Source organism: Curtobacterium sp. MCSS17_007 (assembly GCF_003234175.2).
GTDB lineage: Bacteria > Actinomycetota > Actinomycetes > Actinomycetales > Microbacteriaceae > Curtobacterium.
In genome coordinates this window covers 605,274-624,414 of the sequence record NZ_CP126257.1, presented here as the reverse complement: position 1 = coordinate 624,414, position 19,141 = coordinate 605,274, and the positions used below count along the sequence as shown (strand labels likewise).

Genomic DNA, 19,141 nt, shown 5'->3' with positions numbered 1-19,141 from the left:
GATCGACGATGATCACGAACCCCAACCACACGACTCCCACCCCGCACACCGTCCCCGGTTCGCCCCGCGTCGCCCTGGAGGCATGGGTCGCCCGGATCGCGTCCCTCACCTGCCCGGACCAGGTCGTCTGGTGCGACGGCTCGGCCGACGAGACCACCCGCCTGACGCAGCAGCTGGTCGACGAGGGCAAGCTGATCGCCCTCGACCCGGAGCTCCGGCCGAACAGCACCCTCGCGCGCTCGGATCCCGACGACGTCGCCCGGGTCGAGGGGCGCACGTTCACCTGCTCCCGCACACCCGAGGACGCCGGCCCCACGAACCACTGGCGGGATCCCGATGCGATGCGCATCGAGCTCGAGGAGCGGTTCGCGGGGAGCATGCGCGGCCGGACGATGTACGTCGTCCCGTTCTCGATGGGGCCGGTCGGTGGGCCGATCTCGCAGCTCGGCGTCGAGGTCACCGACTCGGCGTACGTCGTGCTCAGCATGGGCAAGACGACCCGGCTCGGGGCGGACGTGCTCCGGGCGATCGACGCCGGCGTGCCGTGGGTCGCGACCGTGCACAGCGTCGGGATGCCCCTACGCGACGACGCCGGCATCGAGCAGCCGGACGTCGCCTGGCCCTGCAACGAGACGAAGTACATCGTGCAGTTCCCCGAGACGCGCGAGGTCTGGTCCTACGGCTCCGGCTACGGCGGCAACGCGCTCCTGGCGAAGAAGTGCTTCGCGCTCCGCATCGCCTCCGTGATGGGACGCGACGAGGGGTGGCTCGCCGAGCACATGCTGCTCGTCCGGCTCACCTCGCCCGAGGGCCGGGCCTTCCACGTCGCGGCCGCGTTCCCCTCCGCCTGCGGCAAGACCAACCTCGCCATGCTCCAACCGGCGCTGCCCGGGTGGTCCGTCGAGACCATCGGCGACGACATCGCCTGGCTCCGTCCCGGCTCCGACGGCCGGCTGCACGCGATCAACCCGGAGGCCGGGCTGTTCGGCGTCGCACCGGGCACCGGCCCCGACACGAACCCCGTCGCGGTCGAGACGATCGCCGCGGACACGATCTTCACGAACGTCGCGCTGACCGACGACGGCGACGTCTGGTGGGAGGGGCTCACCCCGGAGCCGCCCGCGCACCTCGTCGACTGGACCGGAGCCGACTGGAGCCCGGACAGTCCGAACCCGGCAGCGCACCCGAACGCCCGGTTCACGGTCGCGCTCGACCGCGTCCCGACGCTCGCCGACGGGTGGGAGCGCAGCGTCCCGGTCGACGCCGTCGTCTTCGGCGGCCGACGCTCGACGAACGTCCCGCTCGTCGCGCAGGCGCCGACCTGGGCCGACGGGGTGTTCATGGGCGCGACCGTGTCGTCCGAGCGCACGGCCGCTGCCGAGGGCACGGTCGGTGAGCTCCGCCGCGACCCCTTCGCGATGCTGCCGTTCTGCGGCTACGACATGGCCGACCACTGGGCGCACTGGCTGGGCCTCGGCGAGCGCCTCGGTACCGGAGCACCCGCGGTCTTCCAGGTGAACTGGTTCCGCCGCGGGGCGGACGGTGACTTCCTGTGGCCCGGGTTCCGCGAGAACGCCCGGGTGCTCGAGTGGATCGCACGCCGGGTCGAGGGCAGGGTGCCGGCCGTCGAGAGCCCGATCGGGCTGCTCCCCGACCTCGACGACCTGGACGTCCGTGGGCTCGACATCGGCCCGACGCAGCTCGACGCCCTGTTCGCCGTCGACCCCGACTCGTGGCTCGAGGAGTGCGACCTGACCGAGGAGTTCCTCTCCGGGTTCGCGGACCGCACGCCCCCGGTGTTCACCGCGATCCTCGACGATCGTCGCGCCGCGCTGCACGCGGCTGCCGACGTCCGGCAGGTCGCCTGATGCCCGCCGTCACCCCGACCGAGGCCGGGGTGTCCACCGCAGCCGAGCGCGCGCACCTGCAGCGGGCGTGGGACGAGAAGCTCGCCGCGGCCGAGGCGATGGTGCCGCTCATCGGGCGGTTGTACCGGCGGGACGACGTCGTGCCGTCCGTGCACGGCCGCCCGCTGGTCGGGCAGTCCCCGATCGGGATCGTCAAGGCGCACCGCTCGAGCCGCCGGGTCGACGAGACCGAACTGCCGGTCGCGACGAGCCTGGCGATCCTCACCGAGCTCGACACGATGGGGCTGTCGTCGGTGTCCGTCGACCTCGGCGACCTCGCCTCCCGCCACCGACACGACCGCCTGGGCAGCACCCTGCGCGAGTTCCTCGACGACGAGTTCTTCCTGCGCCGGGGCACCGCGGACGGGTCGTCCCGAACCGCTCCCCGCGACGTCGTCCTGTACGGGTTCGGGCGCATCGGGCGGATGCTCGCCCGGATCCTGCTCGAACGCGCCGGCGAGCACGCCCCGCTCGTGCTGCGCGCCGTCGTGGTCCGCCGTCGCGGTCCGGACGACCTGGTCAAGCGCGCGAGCCTGCTCCGGCGGGACTCCATCCACGGCCCCTTCGCCGGCACCGTCACGGTCGACACCGAGCACGACACGATCACCGCGAACGGCACCCTCGTGCAGTTCGTCTCGGCCGACTCCCCGGACGCCGTCGACTACCGCGCGCACGGCATCGAGGACGCAGTCGTCGTCGACACCACCGGCCGCTGGCGCGACGCCGAGGGGCTCGCGCAGCACCTGCGGGCACCGGGTGCTGCACGCGTCCTGCTCACCGCACCGGGCGGGGGCGACGTCCCCAACGTCGTGCACGGCATCAACCACGACACGATCGGCGACGACCCGGTCGTCAGTGCGGCGTCGTGCACCACCAACGCGATCGTCCCCGTGCTCAAGGTCGTGTCCGACGCGTACGGCATCGTGCACGGACACGTCGAGACGGTGCACTCCGCCACGAACGACCAGAACCTCGTCGACAACTACCACCCCGCCGACCGGCGCGGCCGTGCGGCGGGCCTGAACATGGTGATCACCGCTACCGGTGCTGCGAAGGCCGCCGAGAAGGCCCTGCCCGAACTCCGCGGCCGGCTCACCGGGAACGCCGTCCGCGTCCCGACGCCGAACGTCTCGCTCGCGGTCCTGCACCTGACGCTCGGTCGACCCGTCGGACGCGACGAGCTGAACGGGGTGCTCCGGGACGCCTCGCTCACCTCGCCCCTCCGTCGCCAGATCGACTACGTCGAGTCGCCGGAGATCGTCTCGACGGACCTGCTCGGCAGCCGGCGGGCGGGCATCGTGGACGGGCTCGCGACCATCGCGGACGGGTCCGAACACGTGGTGCTGTACGTCTGGTACGACAACGAGTCGGGCTACAGCCGACAGGTGCACCGCGTGCTGCAGGAGATGGCCGGGGCGGGACGGGATCGGTGAGTGCCGGCGGCGCGGCGACGGCAGTGCCGCTCCCCACCGCGATCCGGCCCTCCCGCTCCGCCTCCAGGATTCGAACCCGGACCTAACGGCACCAAAGGCCGTCGTGCTGCCGTTACACCAAGGCGGAACACACCGGACGGGGTGGAGCCCGTCCGGTGCCCGTCCATCCTCCCACGGCCCGGGCGCTGGCCGCGCGCGACAGCTTCGGCCAAGATGGAGGGATGCCGCAGCAGGACGAGGTCGACCGGATCGTCGCGGCGTGGGCCCGTGAGCGGGGCGACCTGGACTTCGGGCCCCTCGAGGTCCTGTCCCGCGTCGACCGGCTCGCCCGGCACCTGGACCGCGCACGACGGGCTGCGTTCGACGCGAGCGACGTCGAGCCGTGGGAGTTCGACGTGCTGTCGGCGCTGCGGCGGGCGGGTGAACCGTACGAGCTCAGCCCGAAGTCGCTGCTGCAGCAGACCCTGGTGTCGAGCGGCACGATGACGAACCGTGTGGACCGGCTCGCGGCACGGGGGCTGGTGAGCCGCCGGACGGACCCGCGGGACGGCAGGGGCATCCTCGTCTCGCTGACGACGAGCGGTCGGGCGGCCGTGGACGCCGCGATCGCAGACCTGCTCAAGGCCGAGCGCGCAATCCTGTCCGGGGTGTCCGACGACGAGCAGGCGCAGCTGTCCGGGCTGCTCCGGCGGCTCATCCTCGGGCTCGGCGACTGACCGACGGTCGATCGGTCCCTTCCGCAGGCCCTGGAGCGCACTCCGTGGAGCAGGAAGTGTCGGGTGCAGGTGCCCGACCCGACGACGACTGCTCCACCGACGGCCGAGGACCCGCCGCCACGACGAACAGCGTGGCCGGGCTACACCCCGAGCAGCTCCGCCACTTCGAGCCACCGCTCCTCGAGCTGCTCGACCTCGGCGTCGAGCGCCCCGAGCTTCGTCTGCAGCGCCCCGAGCCCCGCGTAGTCGGACTGGTCGTGCGCGGCGAACGCGTCGAGCAGCTTCTGCCGGTCCTGCCCTGCCTTCGCGATCTTCCGGTCGAGGGCCGACATCTCCTTCTCCGCGGCGCGACGGTCCGCACCGGTCAGACCGGGTGCGGCAGGGGTGGTGGACCCGGCCGTACCGCTGCCGGAGCCACCTGCCGGAGCCGTGTCGGGCCTCCCGGCCGAGGCGGCGGCAGCCGCAGCCGCCGTCTGCGGGACGGACCCGGACGCCCGCAGACGCATGTACTCGTCGACGCCGCCGGGCAGGTGCCGCAGGTGACCGCCGAGGACCGCGTACTGCTGGTCGGTGACGCGCTCGAGCAGGTACCGGTCGTGGGAGACGACGAGCAGGGTGCCCGGCCAGGTGTCGAGCAGGTCCTCCATCGCGGCGAGCATGTCCGTGTCGAGGTCGTTCGTGGGCTCGTCGAGGATGAGCACGTTCGGTTCGTCGAGCAGGATGAGCATGAGCTGCAGGCGACGCTTCTGGCCGCCGGACAGGTCCTTCACCGGCGTCGACAGCTGCTCCGAGGTGAAGCCGAGCCGCTCGAGCAGCTGTGACGGCGTCATCTCCTTGCCGTCGGCGACGTAGCTCGTCTTCTTGCGAGCGACGACCTCGCGGACGCGGTCGTCGGCGAACTGCTGCAGGTCGGCGAGCTGCTGGTCGAGCACCGCGACCTGCACCGTCTTGCCGGTCTTGACGCGGCCCTCGCTGGGCTGCAGCTTGCCGGACACCAGGTTGAGCAACGTCGACTTGCCGGCGCCGTTCGGCCCGAGGATGCCGGTCCGCTCGCCCGGCGCGATCCGCCACTCGACGTCGCGCAGGATGACGTCGTCGCCGAACGAGACGCCCACGTCGAGCAGGTCGACGACGTCCTTGCCGAGCCGGGCGGTCGCCATCTGCGACAGGGCGACCGTGTCGCGGATCGGCGGCACGTCGTCGATCAGGGCGTTCGCCGCGTCGATCCGGAACTTCGGCTTGCTCGTCCGCGCCGGGGCACCACGGCGGAGCCAGGCGAGCTCCTTGCGGGCGAGGTTCTGGCGGCGCTGCTCGCTCGCCGCGGCCTGCCGGTCACGCTCGACCCGCTGCAGGATGTACGCCGCGTAGCCGCCCTCGAAGGGTTCGACGACGCCGTCGTGGACCTCCCACGTGTCGGTCGACACGGCGTCGAGGAACCACCGGTCGTGCGTCACGACGACCATGCCGCCCTGGTTCGACGACCACCGGCGGTTGATGTGGTCGGCGAGCCACTGGATGCCCTCGACGTCGAGGTGGTTCGTCGGCTCGTCCAGGAACAGGACGTCCCAGTCGCCGACGAGCAGCTTCGCGAGGGCGATGCGCCGCCGCTGCCCGCCGGACAGGTCGTCGACGACGGCGTCCCACGGGATGTCCGACACGAGCCCGCCGATGATGTCGCGGATCTTCGGGTCGCCGGCCCACTCGTGCTCGGCGAGCTCACCGACGACGATGCTGCCGACGGTCACCCCGGCGGGCAGGACGTCGCGCTGGTCGAGGTAGCCGACCGTCAGGCCGCGGCGGTGGGTGACCCGCCCCGCGTCCGGCTCGAGGCGCTGCGCCAGCAGCGCGAGCAGGGTCGACTTGCCGTCGCCGTTGCGGCCGACGACGCCGATGCGGTCACCCTCGTCGAGGCCGAGGGTGACGCTGTCGAAGACGACACGGGTGGGGAACTCGAGATGCAGGTTCTCGGCGCCGAGGAGATGAGCCACCCGTCAAGGGTAGGCGGCGCGGGCGGGTGCAGGCGCCGCGGGGGCGGCGGGGGCGGGTGCAGGCGCCGCGGGGGCGGCGGGGGCGGGCGCCGCGGGCGCGCGCGGCGGTGTCGAACCACGGATCCGACGTCGAACCAAGGCGGACGGCTGGTTCGACGTCGGGAACGTGGTTCGATCCGACGAGAGCACCGCGGACCACACGGCCGGGAGGCGCGGCTCAGCTCCCCGGGGTCGGCTCGCCTTCGCCGGCGGCGTCCTTGGCACGACGCAGCCGCGCCTGCGCCTCCCAGTACTCGATCTCGCGTTCGAGCTCGGCGAGCTCCTGCTCGGTGCCGTTCACGCGCTTGTCCCCGTGCGCGGCGCGGGCGTGCCCGATGCTGGCGTACCGGTCCTCGTGGCGGTTCGGCTCGATGTAGCGGCCGTGGTTCCGGTCGTTCGCGGTCCAGTCGTGGCCGACGGCGAACCACACGATGCTGCCGACCAGGGGCACGAAGATGCAGATCAGGATCCACGCGAACTTCGGGAGTCCACGGACCTGGTCCTCGCCCCGGGTGATGATGTCGATCAGGGCGAAGACGAGCAGCACGATCCCCGCGCCGTACAGCAGAACGCTCATGGATCCGGAGTCTATGGATCGTCAGGACGCCGGACCATGCCCTGATCGGGTGGCGCGGTCACGATCGGGCGTCGGTCTCCTGCGGGTCTGTTCAGGGGATCCGCTGTGGACCTGCGCCGCCGAGGGCTCACCGACGCACGACGGCGGTCGCTTCGTCGGTTCGATCGCCTCGGGGCCGACCATGAGGACCGACTGGCCGTCAGAGTTGCGGCGCCGGGGAGTCCGCCCAGCTGTCGGCGGTCCGGCGGTCGTTGCGCGGGTCGTCGTACCGGATCGGTGGTCACTTCGTTCAGTTCACCGCGGGAGCGCCGGCGTTGCAGAGCCTGCCAGCACGCTCACGGAGTCACAGTGCGGCGACCCACTCGTCGGTGCCGTCGGTGAACTCCTGGCGCTTCCAGATCGGCGTCCGCTCCTTCACGAGGTCGATCAGCGCGGCGCATGCGGCGAAGGCCTCGGTCCGGTGCGGCGACGACACCGCTGCGGCGAGCGCCACGTCCCCGATGCCGAGCGCCCCGACGCGGTGCAGCACGGCGATGCGGACCTCGGGGTGGTCGGCGGCGATCGTTCGCGCGACCTCGGCGATGACGTCGCCCGCGCTCGGGTGCCGTTCGTAGTCGAGCGCGGTGACGCCCTTGCCCTCGTCGTGGTCGCGGACGACCCCGGCGAACGTGACCACGGCGCCGTCGCGGTCGGTGGTGACGGCGGCGGACACCTCGTCGACGGTGACCACCCGGTCGACGACGTCGGCGACGACGACGCGCTCGTCGATCCCGCGGTCGCGGCTCACGAGGCGCTCCGGGGTGCATGGCCCGCGCCGTGCAGCTGGGCGAGCACGTGGTCGAGCACGCCGTCCAGCACCGCGAGGCCGTCGGCGACACCGCCGCGTGAACCCGGCAGTGTGATGACGACCGTCCGCCCACCGGCGATGCCCGCGACCCCGCGGGTCAGCAGCGCGGTCGGCCCCGCACCGGCGAGGCCGCGACGACGGATCTCCTCGGTGAGGCCCGGCAGCTCGAGATCGATCAGGGGGGCGACGGCCTCCGGGGTGCGGTCGGTCGGGGTCACACCGGTGCCGCCCGTGGTGACGACGACCTTCGCGTCCGCGAGCAGTTCGGCAGAGACGGTCTCGGCGATCGGGCCGCCGTCGGGCACGATCGTCGGCTCGGCGACGGTGAACCCCCGCTCGCGTAGCCACGCGGCGATGACCGGTCCGGTGCGGTCCAGCGTCGGGTCGGTCGACGCCTGCGTGGAGACGACGATCACGCCGGCACGGCCCCTGCTGGCTCCGGACGTCATCGGCTGCTCCAGTCCCCCGAGCGCCCGCCGTGCTTCTCGAGCACCCGGACGTCGGTGATCACAGCCGTGCGGTCGACGGCCTTCACCATGTCGTACACGGTCAGCGCCGCCACGCTCGCGCCGGTCAGCGCCTCCATCTCGACACCGGTGCGCGAGGTCGTGCGGACCGACACCTCGATCCGCACGCGGTCGTCGTCGCCGGTGATGTCGACCTCGACGCCGGCGATGGGCAGCGGGTGACAGAGCGGCACCAGGTCGGAGGTCTTCTTCACCGCCATGATCGCGGCGATGCGGGCGGTGCCGATCACCTCGCCCTTGGGCAACGACCCGTCGAGGATCCGCTCCACGACGTCCGAGCGGGTCACGAGCGTGGCCGTGGCCGTCGCGGACCGAGCGGTGACGTCCTTGTCGGACACGTCGACCATGTGGGCGGTGCCGTCCGGGCGGACGTGCGAGAGTTCGGCGTCACGCCCGCCGTTCGGGTGGTCGTCGGTCATCGGAGGCTCCAGACGGTCAGCGGGTCCCCCGGCTCGACGTCGTCGGTGCCGAGGGGGACGTGGACGAGGTGGGTGGCGGCCGCGAGGTGCCCGAGCAGGTGCGAGCTCGGCCCGCCGACGAAGTGCACACGACCGTCGGCGACGCGACCGCGGCGGACCTGGTGCTTGCCGACGGGCGAGCTCGCCGACTCGGCAGCCGTGAGCTCCGCGGTCGGCCGGTCCGGCGCGCCGACCACCGCGGCGAGCACGGGACGCAGGAACACCTCGAACGACACGAGTGCGGACACGGGGTTGCCGGGGAAGGCCACGACGGGCACCCGCCGACCGGCCAGGTCGACGAGTCCGAGGGCCTGGGGTCCGCCGGGCTGCATCGCGACCGGGGTGACCGCGAGGCCGCGCGGCTCGAGGACCTGGCGCACGACCTCGTACGCGCCGGCACTGATCCCACCGGTGGTCAGGACGAGGTCTGCCCAGTCGTCGACGGCCGACTCGAGCCCCGGCAGGAACGCCTCGGCCGCGTCGCTCAACCGCACGCCGCGCGCGGCAGCGCCGATCTCGGCCAGGGCCGCACGCAGCGCCACACCGTTGGCGTCACGGATCACCGCCCCCGCTCCGTCGAGCCCGTCGCGCACAGCGTCGTCGGCGAGCTCGCTGCCCGTCGACACGACGAGCACCCGGACCGGGCGCACCACGGAGACCTCGCCGACACCCGCCGACGCCAGGGCTCCGAGGAGCGCCGGGGTCACCGGTGCGCCGGCCGGAGCGAGCTCGGCGCCGCGGGCGACGTCGCTGCCGGCCCGGCGGACGAACCTGCCCGCGGTCGTACCGTCCGGCACGGTGAGCCCGTCGAGCGCCAGCGCCGCTGGGAACGCTCCCGGCGGTGTCGCCTCGACCGGCACGACGGCGTCCGCGCCGTCCGGGATCCGCGCGCCGGTCATGATCGGCGCAGCGGTCCCTGGCTCGAGCGGCACGGGAACGGCACCCGCCGGAATGGGCGCGACCACCCGAACGACGTCGCCGGCCTCGGTCGACCGCACGGCGAACCCGTCCATCTGGCTGTTGTCGAACACGGGCAACGGGACGGGAGCGGTCACCGCGTGCGCGAGCACCCGGTACCCGCGACCGGCGCCGGCTCCGTCGGCGAGGGCGTCGAGCGCGAGGGTCTCCGCACCCCGCGCGGCGAGCACGGGTCCGAGGAGCGCGGCGACCTCGTCGCGGTGCTGACCGATCGTGCGCACGCAGGCCTCCGAACATCGTGGGACGCCCCCTTCCCGGTCGGATCCGGAGGGGCGTCAGTAGCGTATCCAGGGCGCACCACGCGCCGAGGACATCCGGAGGACCTGTGGAGGACCACGTGACCACGACCGCACCTGTGGACGGAACGACGGCTCGCATCGGGGTGATCGGGGGCTCCGGCCTCTACCGCCTCTTCGAGGACGGCACTGCCGACGAGATCACCGTGGACACGCCCTACGGCCCGACCTCCAGCCCGATCACGGTCGGCACGATGGCCGGCAAGCGCGTCGCGTTCCTCACCCGTCACGGCCGCGAGCACTCGGTCGCCCCGCACCTCATCAACCACCGCGCGAACGTCTGGGCGCTCCGGTCCCTCGGCGTCCGGGCGATCGTGTCGTCGAGCGCGGTCGGCGGCCTGCACCCGGACTACGCCCCCGGCACGTTCGTCGTGACCGACCAGCTCATCGACCGCACCTGGGGCCGGAAGGACACCTTCTTCGAGGACCAGGTGCAGCACCTGTCCTTCGCCGACCCGTTCGACCCGGTGCTCCGTCGCGCCGCCGTCGACGCCGTCGCCGCGCTCGACGTGCCGTTCCGGCCCACGGGCACGTGCGTCGTCATCCAGGGCCCGCGCTTCTCGACCCGAGCGGAGTCGATCTGGATGCGCGAGGCCGGTGGCCACACGATCAACATGACGATGACCCCCGAGGTGCCGCTCGCAGCTGAGCTCGGCATCGGCACGGTCAACCTGTCGTACGTCACGGACGCGGACGCCGGCCTCGCGCCCACCGAGGACGAGGCAGCTCGGTCCACCGAGGCCCCCGTCACCCACGGCGCCGTGATGGAGCGCCTGGCCCGCGCGAACGAGGTCATCGTCCGCGCCATCGGTGACGTCGTCGCCGCGCTGCCCGACGACTACACCCCGCGCGAGCTGGTCCCCGCCACGGCCAGCGAGAGCGTGCTGCGGAAGACGGTGGACGCATGAGCCGCCTGCTCGTCACCGGCGGCGCGGGCTTCATCGGCTCCGCGATCGTCCGCCGCGCCCTCGCCGAGGGCCACGAGGTCCGCATCCTCGACTCGCTGCGCGACGACGTGCACGGCGACCCCGCCGAGGTCGTCCGCGCCCACGAACAGCAGGGCCTGTCGTTCGTGCACGGCGACGTCCGCGACCGCGCCGCGCTCGAGGCGGCGCTCGAGGGCATCGACGTCGTCTGCCACCAGGCGGCGAAGGTCGGCCTCGGTGTCGACTTCCAGGACGCCCCCGACTACGTCTCGTCGAACGACGCCGGCACCGCGCACGTGCTCGCGGGCATGGACCGGCACGGCATCGGACGCCTGGTCGTCGCGAGCTCGATGGTCGTCTACGGCGAGGGCGCGTACGAGACCGCCGACGGCGAACCGATGCGACCGCCAGCACGCCGGCGCGAGGACCTCGACGCGGGACGCTTCGACCCGATCGGTCCCGACGGCCGTCCCCTCGTGCCCGGGCTGATCGACGAATCCGCCGCGCTCGACCCCCGCAACGTGTACGCGCAGACGAAGGTCGCGCAGGAGCACCTCGCCTCGTCGTGGGCCCGCGCGACCGGCGGCACCGCGATCGCCCTGCGCTACCACAACGTCTACGGACCGGGCATGCCGTCGAACACCCCGTACGCCGGCGTCGCGTCGCTCTTCCGCTCGGCCCTGGCCCGCGGCGAGGCACCGCGCGTGTTCGAGGACGGTCGGCAGCGTCGCGACTTCGTGCACGTGGACGACGTCGCAGGCGCCAACGCCGCCTCGATCGCCGCGACGGCCGAGCTGCCCGCCGAGACCTTCCGCGCGTACAACGTCGGTTCCGGCGTCGTGCACACCATCGGCGACACGGCCGCGGCCATCGCCGGCCCCGACGGCCCGCAGCCGGTCGTGACCGGTGAGTACCGGTTGGGCGACGTCCGACACGTCACGGCGTCGTCCGACCGGATCCGGTCGGAGCTCGGCTGGCAGGCGCAGGTCGACTTCGAGCAGGGGATGCGCGACTTCGCGACCGCACCCCTCCGCGCGGCCGTGCAGCGGTGACGCAGCGCGCGGCGGACGGCGTCGCCTGAGACTCGTCTCAGGCGACACGGCTGGCGCCCCCGGGCGCGAGTCGTGTCGGTCCGGCCGAGACTCGCCTGCTCCGACCAGGGTGAGGACGGACGAGCACAGGTGCACCCGCCTGCGCGAGCGGACCGACGACCGCACGCGCGCCTCCCGGCCGTCCCCCGATCGCGGGACACGCCGTCCGGAGACCGCATCCGACACGCCCCGGGGGACAGGAATCCTGTACCCCGAGACGTGTCATCGTGTTACGTCGTGAGCATGGACCGAACCCCACCCGCCGGCGACCAGCCCGACGAGGACGCGACGCGCGCGACCGGAGATCGGCCCAGTCTCGGGAGCGACCCGCACCGAATGGACCACATGACCGTCGACGTGATCCTGCCCTGCCTGGACGAGGCCGACGCGCTCCCGCGCGTCATCGGCCGCCTGCCGGAGGGGTACCGCGCCATCGTCGTCGACAACGGCTCGACCGATGGCTCCGCCGACGTCGCCCGCGCCCACGGCGCGACCGTCGTGACCGAACCGGTCAAGGGCTTCGGCTCGGCCTGTGCCGCCGGCGTCGCCGCCGCGACCGCCGAGTACGTCGCCTTCTGCGACGCCGACGCCTCGATGGACCCCGCCGAGCTGCCCGACCTCGTCGCACGCGTCGCCGACGGGCGGACCGACCTCGCCCTCGGTCGCCGCGTCCCGACCACCCGCGGAGCCTGGGCTCCGCACGCGCGCTTCGCCAACCGCGTGCTCGCCGTCCTGATGCGTCGCGCCACCGGCTACCGCCTCCGCGACCTCGGCCCGATGCGCGTCATGCGCCGGGCCGACCTGGTCGCCCTCGACCTGCAGGACCGCCGCAGCGGCTACCCGCTCGAGATGGTCCTGGCCGCACACGCGGCCGGCTGGCGGGTCGACGAGTCGGACATCGGTTACGCCCAGCGCGTCGGTGACAGCAAGGTCACCGGCACGCTCCGCGGCACGGTCAACGCCGTCCGCGACATGTCCCGCCTGCTGCGCGAGTACGGCCGGGAGGCACGCCCCCGCGTGGTCGCGCCCGGTCCGGCCCGCGACGTGGCCGGGTCCACCACGGAAGGAGCACGCTCATGACGGACGTCACGGTGGTCGTCGTGGCCAAGGAGTGCCTGCCCGGCAAGGTCAAGACCCGGCTGACGCCGGCGCTGACCCCGGAGGGTGCTGCCCGCGTCGCCTCGGCCGCGCTGGCCGACACGATCGAGACGGTGCGCGCCCTGCCCGCGTCGCGTCGCGTGCTCCTCTACGACGGCGTCGTGCTGCCCGAGGGCACCGACGACTTCGAGGTCCTGCACCAGGTCGGCGGCGGCCTCGACGAGCGGCTCGGGGCGATGTTCGACGCGATGACCGGACCGACGCTGCTCGTCGGCATGGACACCCCGCAGGCGTCGCCGGAGCACCTCGTCCCCGTCTTCGAGGACCCGGAGCGCGACGCGTGGTTCGGTCCCGCCGACGACGGCGGCTTCTGGTCGCTGTACCTCCGCGAGCCCGACGGTGCGCTGCTCCGCGGCGTCCCGATGTCCCAGGACGACACCGGTGCCGTGCAGCTCGCACGCCTGACCGACGCCGGTCTGTCGGTCGGCACGCTGCCCGCGCTGCTCGACGTCGACACCGTGGCGGACGCCGAGCAGGTCGCCGCCCTCGCGCCGACCTCGCGCTTCGCCACGGCCTTCGCCGCCGAGCGCGACACCACCATGACCACGACGACCGGAGGTGCCCGATGACGATGCACGACACCGTCACGTTCGGCGCCGGCGGCGGCGAGCCGTACGCCCGCGCGCTGCAGACCGACGGCCACCTGCGCCTGACCGACCCCGAACGCCCCGACGTCGAGGTCACGATGGACGTCGGCCGGTGGAGCGCCGCGGCCGACCGTGTCGACCGCTCGCTGCTCGAGGGCGCCGACGGCCCCGTGATCGACATCGGCTGCGGTCCCGGGCGCATGCTCGTCGCAGCGAGAGCCCTGGGCATCCCGTCGCTCGGCGTGGACGTCTCCGCCGAGGCCGTCGCGATCGCCCGACGCTCCGGCGGCACCGCGGTGCAGGGCTCGGTCTTCGACACCATCCCCGACGAGGGCCGCTGGGACACCGCGCTCGTGATCGACGGCAACATCGGCATCGGTGGCGACCCGGTCGCACTCCTGGCCCGCTGCGGCGAGATCGTCCGCGACGGTGGTCGCGTGGTCGTCGAGACGCACGCCGACCGCTCGGCCGACCGTGCGTTCACCGCGCACGTGGTCGACGTGGACGGCAACCGCAGTGAGGGCTTCCCCTGGGCCGAGGTGGGCGTCGACGCGCTGCTCGAGCACGCGGCGTCCGCCGGCCTGCAGGCTCGTCAGAGCTGGACCTCCGACGGCCGGACCTTCTGCGAGCTCGTCGCGTGAGCACACCTCGTTGTCTTGCACCATGCAAGACAACGAGGTAGCGTGGTCGTCATCAGCCGACGGCGTCCTGATCGTCGGCCCGGCGATCGGTGACCCGTGGCACGACGACGAGGAGCACCCGTGCAGAACCGACAGAACCCCCTCGGCGGTGCCTACGTCTCCGGTCTCGAGCAGCGTGACGAGCTCGGTGCCTACGCGGTCGAGGCCGCCTGGCGCCCGATCGGCAGCTACACCGGCACCGGCATCGGCCGCGCCCTGGGCCGTTTCGTGGACACGCAGTTCCGGCGCCCCGGCACCTCGACCGCCTCGGTGCGAACCGTGACCGGTTCGCTCAGGACGGCCACCGGTTCGTTCCGGACCGCCTGAGCCGCCACTCCCCCAGACCGCGAGCGGCCGCACGACCCGGGACGTCCCCCCACCTTCCCGGTCGGGCGGCCGCTCGCTCTGTGCTCACCGATCGAGTCGTGGCCCCCATGGGTGGCGCTTCGCCATCGGATGCTGGATGAGCTGCGGCGGCCACTCGTCAGGATGACGCCGCGCCCACTCGAGTGCGCGCAGGAACCGAGCCTGCGTGGACGGTGCGCAATCCCAGAGCCATCCCGACGGCTCGTCGTTGTACGGGAACTCCCACATGAGGAGCCGATGTGTGACCGCTTCGCCGAGGTCGACGCGACGGAGGGTGGCCCGATCTCCGCACGGGTCCTCCTGTCGATCGTCGCCCTCCCACTCGAGCCCCGCGTCGTCGAGCGCGTCCGCGAACGCCTCGCACGTCGGAACCGCTGGCGCGTCCTCGTGAGCAACGTCGTCGAGGTGAGCGAACAGTTCTCTCCGTAAGGCCGCAAGCCGCTGCCAGGAATCGGCAGTCACGAGCGCCTGGACCAGCTGATCTCGGTCGCGGGATCAGACGATGGTCGCTCCCTCTGGTGCGACGGATTCCGTGACGGGCTCATCGAGTCTGAGCGCCCACGCCAGGACTTCCCGCCGGGAACGAGACTCGAAGCGATCATCCTCGCAGCGCAAGCGCACGACGACCCCGGTTCGATCACCCCGCAGCGCTTCCGCCCCGGCGGTGCAACCTTCCGGCACGGAGAAGCCCCGCAACGGTCTCGATGCCCCCGCCGCGACCCATCTCCGGATGACCTCCTGGTTGAAGTCGAGAGCGTGCGCGACCGACTCGTTTGCACGGTCGACGCTGAGGAAGTAGGAGGAACCGGTCGCACCGTGTGCGCTGTCTCGCGACGTTTTCCGTACTCTCGCCTGCGTGCTGCATCGAGGACTCTCACGGGGGCGCCGCGCGAGGTCCGATCAACCACTCGCGAGACGACATGCCGAGCAGCCGATCGGCACTCCCATGCGTCGCCTCGCGCAACCAGCTGCCGCTCCAGCCGAACCTCGAGATCCTGCACCCAACCCTTCGGACTCATGCCCCACTCCGTCTCAGGCGAGAACCCAGAACCGAGCGAGAACAGCAGCGAATCGATGTCGTCATCCGAACAGACCTGGTCGATCCGGCGAAGGTCCTGGAGCATGCTCCGTAGCTGGTCGGAGCGTTCTCCGAGAACCGAAATGACGATCTCCTCTGCAGAGCGCCACTCATCGCGCCAATCCTGGTTGGCCCCCCGCCCATCAAGTTCGCGAAAGACGGCACTCTCGCCGCGAACTTCTCCATCTCGATCAAGAGTCGAGCCGTTCCTGGGCAGCGAAGATCGCGGGGTCCGGGAACGTGCTGACCACGCGGTCGTCGACGGCAAATCGTACCAAGACCGTCCGGACGATGCCCGACTGCTCGACGTAGTCGCTCACCGCGTGACCCCCGGATCAGCGCCGCTGAGGTGCCACTCGACCCGCGCAGCCACCTCCCGAAGCCAGGTACGGTCGTCGATCCCGTCGTCTGACGGGACGTAGTTGCAGTCGAGCTCGATGAGACGGCCCCCGAGGGCTGCCTCGTCCGGGAGGACTCCGTCCAGGTCACGGACGTCCTCGAGCAACTCGCTGAGCGCGCCGGGCGAAGAGCGTGCGAGGTGATCCTCGAGCGCTTGCTCCGCAGAGTACGGCTCCTCGGCCCAGTCCTGGTGGAAGTAGGTGCCGACGAAGGTGTCGAAGCCGTGGAAGTTCCGCTCTGTGATGCTCGCCACAGCGGGGTACGCCGTGAACACGAAGTACCCCGAGGAGTCGTCCGAGGTTCCGACCAGGACGACGCGGACGGCTTCGAGGTCCTGCGGTTCCAGGAAGGGGTTCCCCCGCCCTGTGACCCCGCCCGGAACCGCGTAGATCCGCAGCGGACGATGGGCGCCGTTCGCCACCCCACTCCTGATCCGCTCGTGATTGGCGTCGAGCGCGTACGCCACTGCGTCATCCGCTCGCTCGACACTCGGGAAGTAGGATCCCCCGGTACGCACCGTGTGTTCCGTCATGCTTGCCCTCTCACCTCGACGGTGATGCAACCGCGCTTCCCGGGTCTCCTCATCACTCTGCTTTCGACTGAACGTTCCGTGCTGCCCGGTCACGGAGTTCGAGCATCCACGACCGCGCTGACTGCCCGAGGTCGACCCGCGGCAAGAGGCCCGTACCCACGAACTTGAAGAAGCCGTCGACGTCACTGTCAGTCGGCAGCTCCTGCAACAGGTAGTCCAGTTCGTCGCGGTACTGGACGTTCTCGGCCCGCGATACCTCGTCGAGGTCGTTGACGAGCACGGACTCGACATCCGGCCAGTCAAGGTCCCAGTCGTAGTTGAACTCAGCCGCCAAGAGCGATCTGAAGCCCGGAGCGCGAGCCGCCACGCTCCGGTAGTACTCGTGCTTATCCATTCAGCGCTGCACGACGAGGACACCGCCGAGGGCCGGGCCCTCCGGCATCGTGACGATGAACAGCGCATCCCGCGGCGAGCGCCGCTCCGCCGTGACGGTCAAGCGGTCGGGCGTGACGGCCGCACCGTCCTCGACGATGGCGAACCTCGGTACTGCCTCGAACGCGCGCTCGACGAACCGTGACGGCGCGACGCCGAGCAGGATGCCTGGTGCCGGGTCGTGCTCGACCACGAGATCGACGTGCAGCCGCCGCCCGGGCGGGGGAGCGGTCGGGCCCACCGCCTCCGGAGCCCACCGGAAGCCGTGTTCGGCGAGCACGTGCAGCGCTGCCCACGAGACCGTCGTCCCGGCTGTCGTGTGCAGCACCGCACCGTCGCCCCGCCCGACCGCCGCGAGCAGCGCGTCGTTCGCGCGCACCGTCTCCCCCATGCCACGACGGTAGTCACCTGCGGTGTCGTTGCGCGAACCCGCGACACACGCCAGGGGGCCTAGTGCCAGGATGGGCCCATGAACGACCGCGCCGGCACCCCCGCGACCGCAGACGACCTCGTCGACCTCGACGCCCTCCTGGCCGCATACCACGAGCGCGTCCCCGACGTGTCGATCCCCGAGCAGAAGGTGGTGTTCGGCACCTCCGGCCACCGCGGCTCCTCGCTCGACACCGCGTTCAACGACACGCACATCGCCGCGATCACGCAGGCGATCGTCGAGTACCGCGCCGAGCAGGGCACGACGGGTCCGCTGTTCATCGGCCGCGACACCCACGCGCTGTCCGCCCCCGCCGAGCAGACCGCACTGCAGGTCCTCGCCGCGAACGGCGTCCGGGTGCTCGCCGACGCCGAGGACGGCTTCGTCCCGACCCCGGCGCTCAGCCACGCGATCATCAAGTACAACCGCGAGGAGCACGGCGACCCCGCCGACGGCATCGTCATCACGCCGAGCCACAACCCCCCGCGTGACGGCGGCTTCAAGTACAATCCCCCGCACGGCGGCCCGGCCGACAGCGACGCCACGTCGTGGATCGCCGACCGCGCGAACGCGATCATCGCCGACGGGAACGCCGCCGTCCGCCGCCAGGACGAGACCGCTGCCGAGGGCTACGACTTCCTCGGCTCGTACGTCGCGGACCTCGAGCACATCATCGACATCGACGCGATCAAGCGCGCCGGGGTCAAGATCGGCGCCGACCCGCTGGGTGGCGCATCGCTGCCGTACTGGGAGCGCATCCGCGACCACTACGGTCTCGACCTGACCGTCGTGAACCCCGAGGTCGACCCCACCTGGGCGTTCATGACGCTCGACTGGGACGGCAAGATCCGCATGGACCCGTCGAGTCCGTCGGCGATGGCCTCGGTGCTGGCCTTGAAGGACGACTTCGACGTCCTCACCGGCAACGACGCGGACTCGGACCGCCACGGCATCGTCACGCCGGACGGCGGACTGATGAACCCGAACCACTACCTCGCGGTCGCGATCGAGTACCTGTACGCGCACCGCCCCGAGTGGCGCGACGACGCGGCGATCGGCAAGACCCTGGTGTCGTCGAGCATCATCGACCGCGTCGCGGAGTCGCTCGGTCGTCGCCTGTGGGAGGTCCCGGTCGGCTTCAAGTGGTTCGTCCCCGGGCTCATCGACGGGTCCGTGGCGTTCGGCGGCGAGGAGTCCGCGGGCGCTTCGTTCCTCCGCAAGGACGGGACGGCCTGGACCACCGACAAGGACGGCATCATCCTGGCGCTCCTGGCGTCGGAGATCACCGCGGTCACCGGCAAGACCCCGTCGCAGCTGTACGCGGAGCTCACCGAGCGGTTCGGCGCTCCGGTCTACCAGCGGGTCGACGCCGCGGCGACGAAGGAGCAGAAGGCGCGCCTGTCCAAGCTCGACGGCGACGCCATCACCGCTGACACGCTCGCCGGCGACCCGATCACCGCGAAGCTCTCGAAGGCCCCGGGCAACGACGCGGCCGTCGGCGGCGTGAAGGTGGTCACGGACAAGGCGTGGTTCGCCGCCCGCCCCTCGGGCACCGAGGACGTCTACAAGATCTACGCGGAGAGCTTCGTCGGCCAGGAGCACCTGGAGCAGGTGCAGCGCGAGGCCAAGAAGATCGTGGACGCCGCGCTCGGCGCGTAGTCACGGACGACCGAGCAGGGGCGTCACCGGTTCGATC

Annotated in this window: 21 protein-coding genes and 1 tRNA gene; 11 read left to right on the top strand and 11 right to left on the bottom strand. The window is 72.1% G+C overall.

The window, feature by feature from the left end; genetic code table 11:
* Positions 1 to 8 precede the first annotated feature (8 nt).
* On the top strand, positions 9 to 1,868 hold the full coding sequence (locus DEJ22_RS03015) for a phosphoenolpyruvate carboxykinase (GTP) (RefSeq protein ID WP_111226641.1): 1,860 nt from the start codon (positions 9 to 11) through the stop codon (positions 1,866 to 1,868).
* Positions 1,868 to 3,340: a glyceraldehyde-3-phosphate dehydrogenase gene (locus tag DEJ22_RS03010; protein WP_111226642.1), complete on the top strand. Its 1,473-nt coding sequence runs from the start codon at positions 1,868 to 1,870 to the stop codon at positions 3,338 to 3,340. Before DEJ22_RS03015 ends, DEJ22_RS03010 begins: the two co-directional genes overlap by 1 nt.
* A 55-nt stretch (positions 3,341 to 3,395) precedes the next feature.
* Here DEJ22_RS03010 and DEJ22_RS03005 read toward each other — a convergent pair.
* Positions 3,396 to 3,467 (bottom strand) — tRNA-Gln (locus DEJ22_RS03005).
* Positions 3,468 to 3,561: 94 nt separating this feature from the next.
* Between DEJ22_RS03005 and DEJ22_RS03000 the strand changes: the two genes are divergently transcribed.
* Positions 3,562 to 4,056, top strand: a complete 495-nt coding sequence (locus DEJ22_RS03000) for a MarR family winged helix-turn-helix transcriptional regulator (RefSeq protein WP_111226643.1) — start codon at positions 3,562 to 3,564, stop codon at positions 4,054 to 4,056.
* Positions 4,057 to 4,196: 140 nt separating this feature from the next.
* Here the strand turns inward: DEJ22_RS03000 and DEJ22_RS02995 are convergent, their stop codons facing one another.
* The 6 genes from DEJ22_RS02995 to DEJ22_RS02970 all read right to left on the bottom strand — a co-directional run bounded on the left by DEJ22_RS02995 (position 4,197) and on the right by DEJ22_RS02970 (position 9,691).
* Positions 4,197 to 6,044, bottom strand: a complete 1,848-nt coding sequence (locus DEJ22_RS02995; RefSeq protein ID WP_111226644.1) for an ABC-F family ATP-binding cassette domain-containing protein — start codon at positions 6,042 to 6,044, stop codon at positions 4,197 to 4,199.
* Between the two features lie 217 nt (positions 6,045 to 6,261).
* The gene (locus tag DEJ22_RS02990; RefSeq protein WP_111226645.1) at positions 6,262 to 6,660 is read right to left on the bottom strand and encodes a PLD nuclease N-terminal domain-containing protein; all 399 of its coding nucleotides are present in this window, start codon (positions 6,658 to 6,660) and stop codon (positions 6,262 to 6,264) included.
* A gap of 343 nt (positions 6,661 to 7,003) precedes the next feature.
* Positions 7,004 to 7,447 (bottom strand): molybdenum cofactor biosynthesis protein MoaE, encoded by a 444-nt coding sequence (locus tag DEJ22_RS02985; RefSeq protein ID WP_258379578.1) that lies wholly within the window; start codon positions 7,445 to 7,447, stop codon positions 7,004 to 7,006.
* A complete protein-coding gene (locus DEJ22_RS02980; protein ID WP_111226646.1) occupies positions 7,444 to 7,956 on the bottom strand; it encodes a MogA/MoaB family molybdenum cofactor biosynthesis protein in 513 nt (170 codons plus the stop codon). The genes DEJ22_RS02985 and DEJ22_RS02980 overlap by 4 nt, the downstream gene beginning before the upstream one ends.
* On the bottom strand, positions 7,953 to 8,453 hold the full coding sequence (moaC, locus tag DEJ22_RS02975; protein ID WP_111226647.1) for a cyclic pyranopterin monophosphate synthase MoaC: 501 nt from the start codon (positions 8,451 to 8,453) through the stop codon (positions 7,953 to 7,955). The genes DEJ22_RS02980 and moaC overlap by 4 nt, the downstream gene beginning before the upstream one ends.
* Positions 8,450 to 9,691, bottom strand: a complete 1,242-nt coding sequence (locus DEJ22_RS02970) for a molybdopterin molybdotransferase MoeA (RefSeq protein WP_111226648.1) — start codon at positions 9,689 to 9,691, stop codon at positions 8,450 to 8,452. Before DEJ22_RS02970 ends, moaC begins: the two co-directional genes overlap by 4 nt.
* 116 nt (positions 9,692 to 9,807) lie before the next feature.
* On the opposite strand from DEJ22_RS02970, the gene DEJ22_RS02965 reads away from it, so the two are divergent.
* The 7 genes from DEJ22_RS02965 (at position 9,808) to DEJ22_RS02935 (ending at position 15,003) form a co-directional block, all read left to right on the top strand.
* Positions 9,808 to 10,674, top strand: a complete 867-nt coding sequence (locus tag DEJ22_RS02965; RefSeq protein WP_258379579.1) for an MTAP family purine nucleoside phosphorylase — start codon at positions 9,808 to 9,810, stop codon at positions 10,672 to 10,674.
* Complete coding sequence (locus DEJ22_RS02960) at positions 10,671 to 11,744, top strand: NAD-dependent epimerase/dehydratase family protein (RefSeq protein WP_111226649.1); 1,074 nt, start codon at positions 10,671 to 10,673, stop codon at positions 11,742 to 11,744. Before DEJ22_RS02965 ends, DEJ22_RS02960 begins: the two co-directional genes overlap by 4 nt.
* A gap of 375 nt (positions 11,745 to 12,119) precedes the next feature.
* Entirely contained in the window at positions 12,120 to 12,863 is a 744-nt protein-coding gene (locus DEJ22_RS02955) for a glycosyltransferase family 2 protein (protein WP_058728516.1), read from the top strand.
* Complete coding sequence (locus DEJ22_RS02950; RefSeq protein WP_111226650.1) at positions 12,860 to 13,510, top strand: TIGR04282 family arsenosugar biosynthesis glycosyltransferase; 651 nt, start codon at positions 12,860 to 12,862, stop codon at positions 13,508 to 13,510. The genes DEJ22_RS02955 and DEJ22_RS02950 overlap by 4 nt, the downstream gene beginning before the upstream one ends.
* Positions 13,507 to 14,169, top strand: coding sequence for a methyltransferase domain-containing protein (locus tag DEJ22_RS02945; RefSeq protein ID WP_111226651.1), 663 nt, complete (start codon positions 13,507 to 13,509; stop codon positions 14,167 to 14,169). The genes DEJ22_RS02950 and DEJ22_RS02945 overlap by 4 nt, the downstream gene beginning before the upstream one ends.
* Before the next feature lie 120 nt (positions 14,170 to 14,289).
* Positions 14,290 to 14,535: a hypothetical protein gene (locus DEJ22_RS02940; protein WP_111226652.1), complete on the top strand. Its 246-nt coding sequence runs from the start codon at positions 14,290 to 14,292 to the stop codon at positions 14,533 to 14,535.
* 276 nt (positions 14,536 to 14,811) lie between these two features.
* Positions 14,812 to 15,003, top strand: coding sequence for a hypothetical protein (locus DEJ22_RS02935; protein WP_111226653.1), 192 nt, complete (start codon positions 14,812 to 14,814; stop codon positions 15,001 to 15,003).
* 840 nt (positions 15,004 to 15,843) lie between these two features.
* On the opposite strand, the gene DEJ22_RS02930 is transcribed toward DEJ22_RS02935, so the two are convergent.
* Genes DEJ22_RS02930 through DEJ22_RS02915 form a run of 4 tightly spaced genes read right to left on the bottom strand, consistent with a single transcriptional unit; the run spans position 15,844 to position 17,406 of the window.
* Complete coding sequence (locus DEJ22_RS02930; protein ID WP_258379580.1) at positions 15,844 to 15,972, bottom strand: hypothetical protein; 129 nt, start codon at positions 15,970 to 15,972, stop codon at positions 15,844 to 15,846.
* Complete coding sequence (locus DEJ22_RS02925; RefSeq protein WP_146241711.1) at positions 15,969 to 16,583, bottom strand: contact-dependent growth inhibition system immunity protein; 615 nt, start codon at positions 16,581 to 16,583, stop codon at positions 15,969 to 15,971. The genes DEJ22_RS02930 and DEJ22_RS02925 overlap by 4 nt, the downstream gene beginning before the upstream one ends.
* A 52-nt stretch (positions 16,584 to 16,635) precedes the next feature.
* Positions 16,636 to 16,977: a contact-dependent growth inhibition system immunity protein gene (locus DEJ22_RS02920; RefSeq protein ID WP_111226655.1), complete on the bottom strand. Its 342-nt coding sequence runs from the start codon at positions 16,975 to 16,977 to the stop codon at positions 16,636 to 16,638.
* Positions 16,978 to 17,406, bottom strand: a complete 429-nt coding sequence (locus DEJ22_RS02915) for a hypothetical protein (RefSeq protein WP_111226656.1) — start codon at positions 17,404 to 17,406, stop codon at positions 16,978 to 16,980.
* A 78-nt stretch (positions 17,407 to 17,484) separates the two neighbouring features.
* Here DEJ22_RS02915 and pgm point away from each other — a divergent pair, with 78 nt between their 5' ends.
* On the top strand, positions 17,485 to 19,104 hold the full coding sequence (gene pgm, locus DEJ22_RS02910) for a phosphoglucomutase (alpha-D-glucose-1,6-bisphosphate-dependent) (protein ID WP_111226657.1): 1,620 nt from the start codon (positions 17,485 to 17,487) through the stop codon (positions 19,102 to 19,104).
* The last annotated feature ends 37 nt before the right edge of the window (positions 19,105 to 19,141 follow it).

Coding starts and splice junctions, on each gene's coding strand:
- DEJ22_RS02915 (WP_111226656.1), bottom strand. CDS start 17,406: ATGGGGGAGACGGTGCGCGCGAACGACGCGCTGCTCGCGGCGGTCGGG.
- DEJ22_RS02945 (WP_111226651.1), top strand. CDS start 13,507: ATGACGATGCACGACACCGTCACGTTCGGCGCCGGCGGCGGCGAGCCG.
- DEJ22_RS02920 (WP_111226655.1), bottom strand. CDS start 16,977: ATGGATAAGCACGAGTACTACCGGAGCGTGGCGGCTCGCGCTCCGGGC.
- moaC (WP_111226647.1), bottom strand. CDS start 8,453: ATGACCGACGACCACCCGAACGGCGGGCGTGACGCCGAACTCTCGCAC.
- DEJ22_RS02950 (WP_111226650.1), top strand. CDS start 12,860: ATGACGGACGTCACGGTGGTCGTCGTGGCCAAGGAGTGCCTGCCCGGC.
- DEJ22_RS03010 (WP_111226642.1), top strand. CDS start 1,868: ATGCCCGCCGTCACCCCGACCGAGGCCGGGGTGTCCACCGCAGCCGAG.
- pgm (WP_111226657.1), top strand. CDS start 17,485: ATGAACGACCGCGCCGGCACCCCCGCGACCGCAGACGACCTCGTCGAC.
- DEJ22_RS02960 (WP_111226649.1), top strand. CDS start 10,671: ATGAGCCGCCTGCTCGTCACCGGCGGCGCGGGCTTCATCGGCTCCGCG.
- DEJ22_RS02990 (WP_111226645.1), bottom strand. CDS start 6,660: ATGAGCGTTCTGCTGTACGGCGCGGGGATCGTGCTGCTCGTCTTCGCC.
- DEJ22_RS03000 (WP_111226643.1), top strand. CDS start 3,562: ATGCCGCAGCAGGACGAGGTCGACCGGATCGTCGCGGCGTGGGCCCGT.
- DEJ22_RS02955 (WP_058728516.1), top strand. CDS start 12,120: ATGGACCACATGACCGTCGACGTGATCCTGCCCTGCCTGGACGAGGCC.
- DEJ22_RS02935 (WP_111226653.1), top strand. CDS start 14,812: ATGTGTGACCGCTTCGCCGAGGTCGACGCGACGGAGGGTGGCCCGATC.
- DEJ22_RS03015 (WP_111226641.1), top strand. CDS start 9: ATGATCACGAACCCCAACCACACGACTCCCACCCCGCACACCGTCCCC.
- DEJ22_RS02980 (WP_111226646.1), bottom strand. CDS start 7,956: ATGACGTCCGGAGCCAGCAGGGGCCGTGCCGGCGTGATCGTCGTCTCC.
- DEJ22_RS02925 (WP_146241711.1), bottom strand. CDS start 16,583: ATGACGGAACACACGGTGCGTACCGGGGGATCCTACTTCCCGAGTGTC.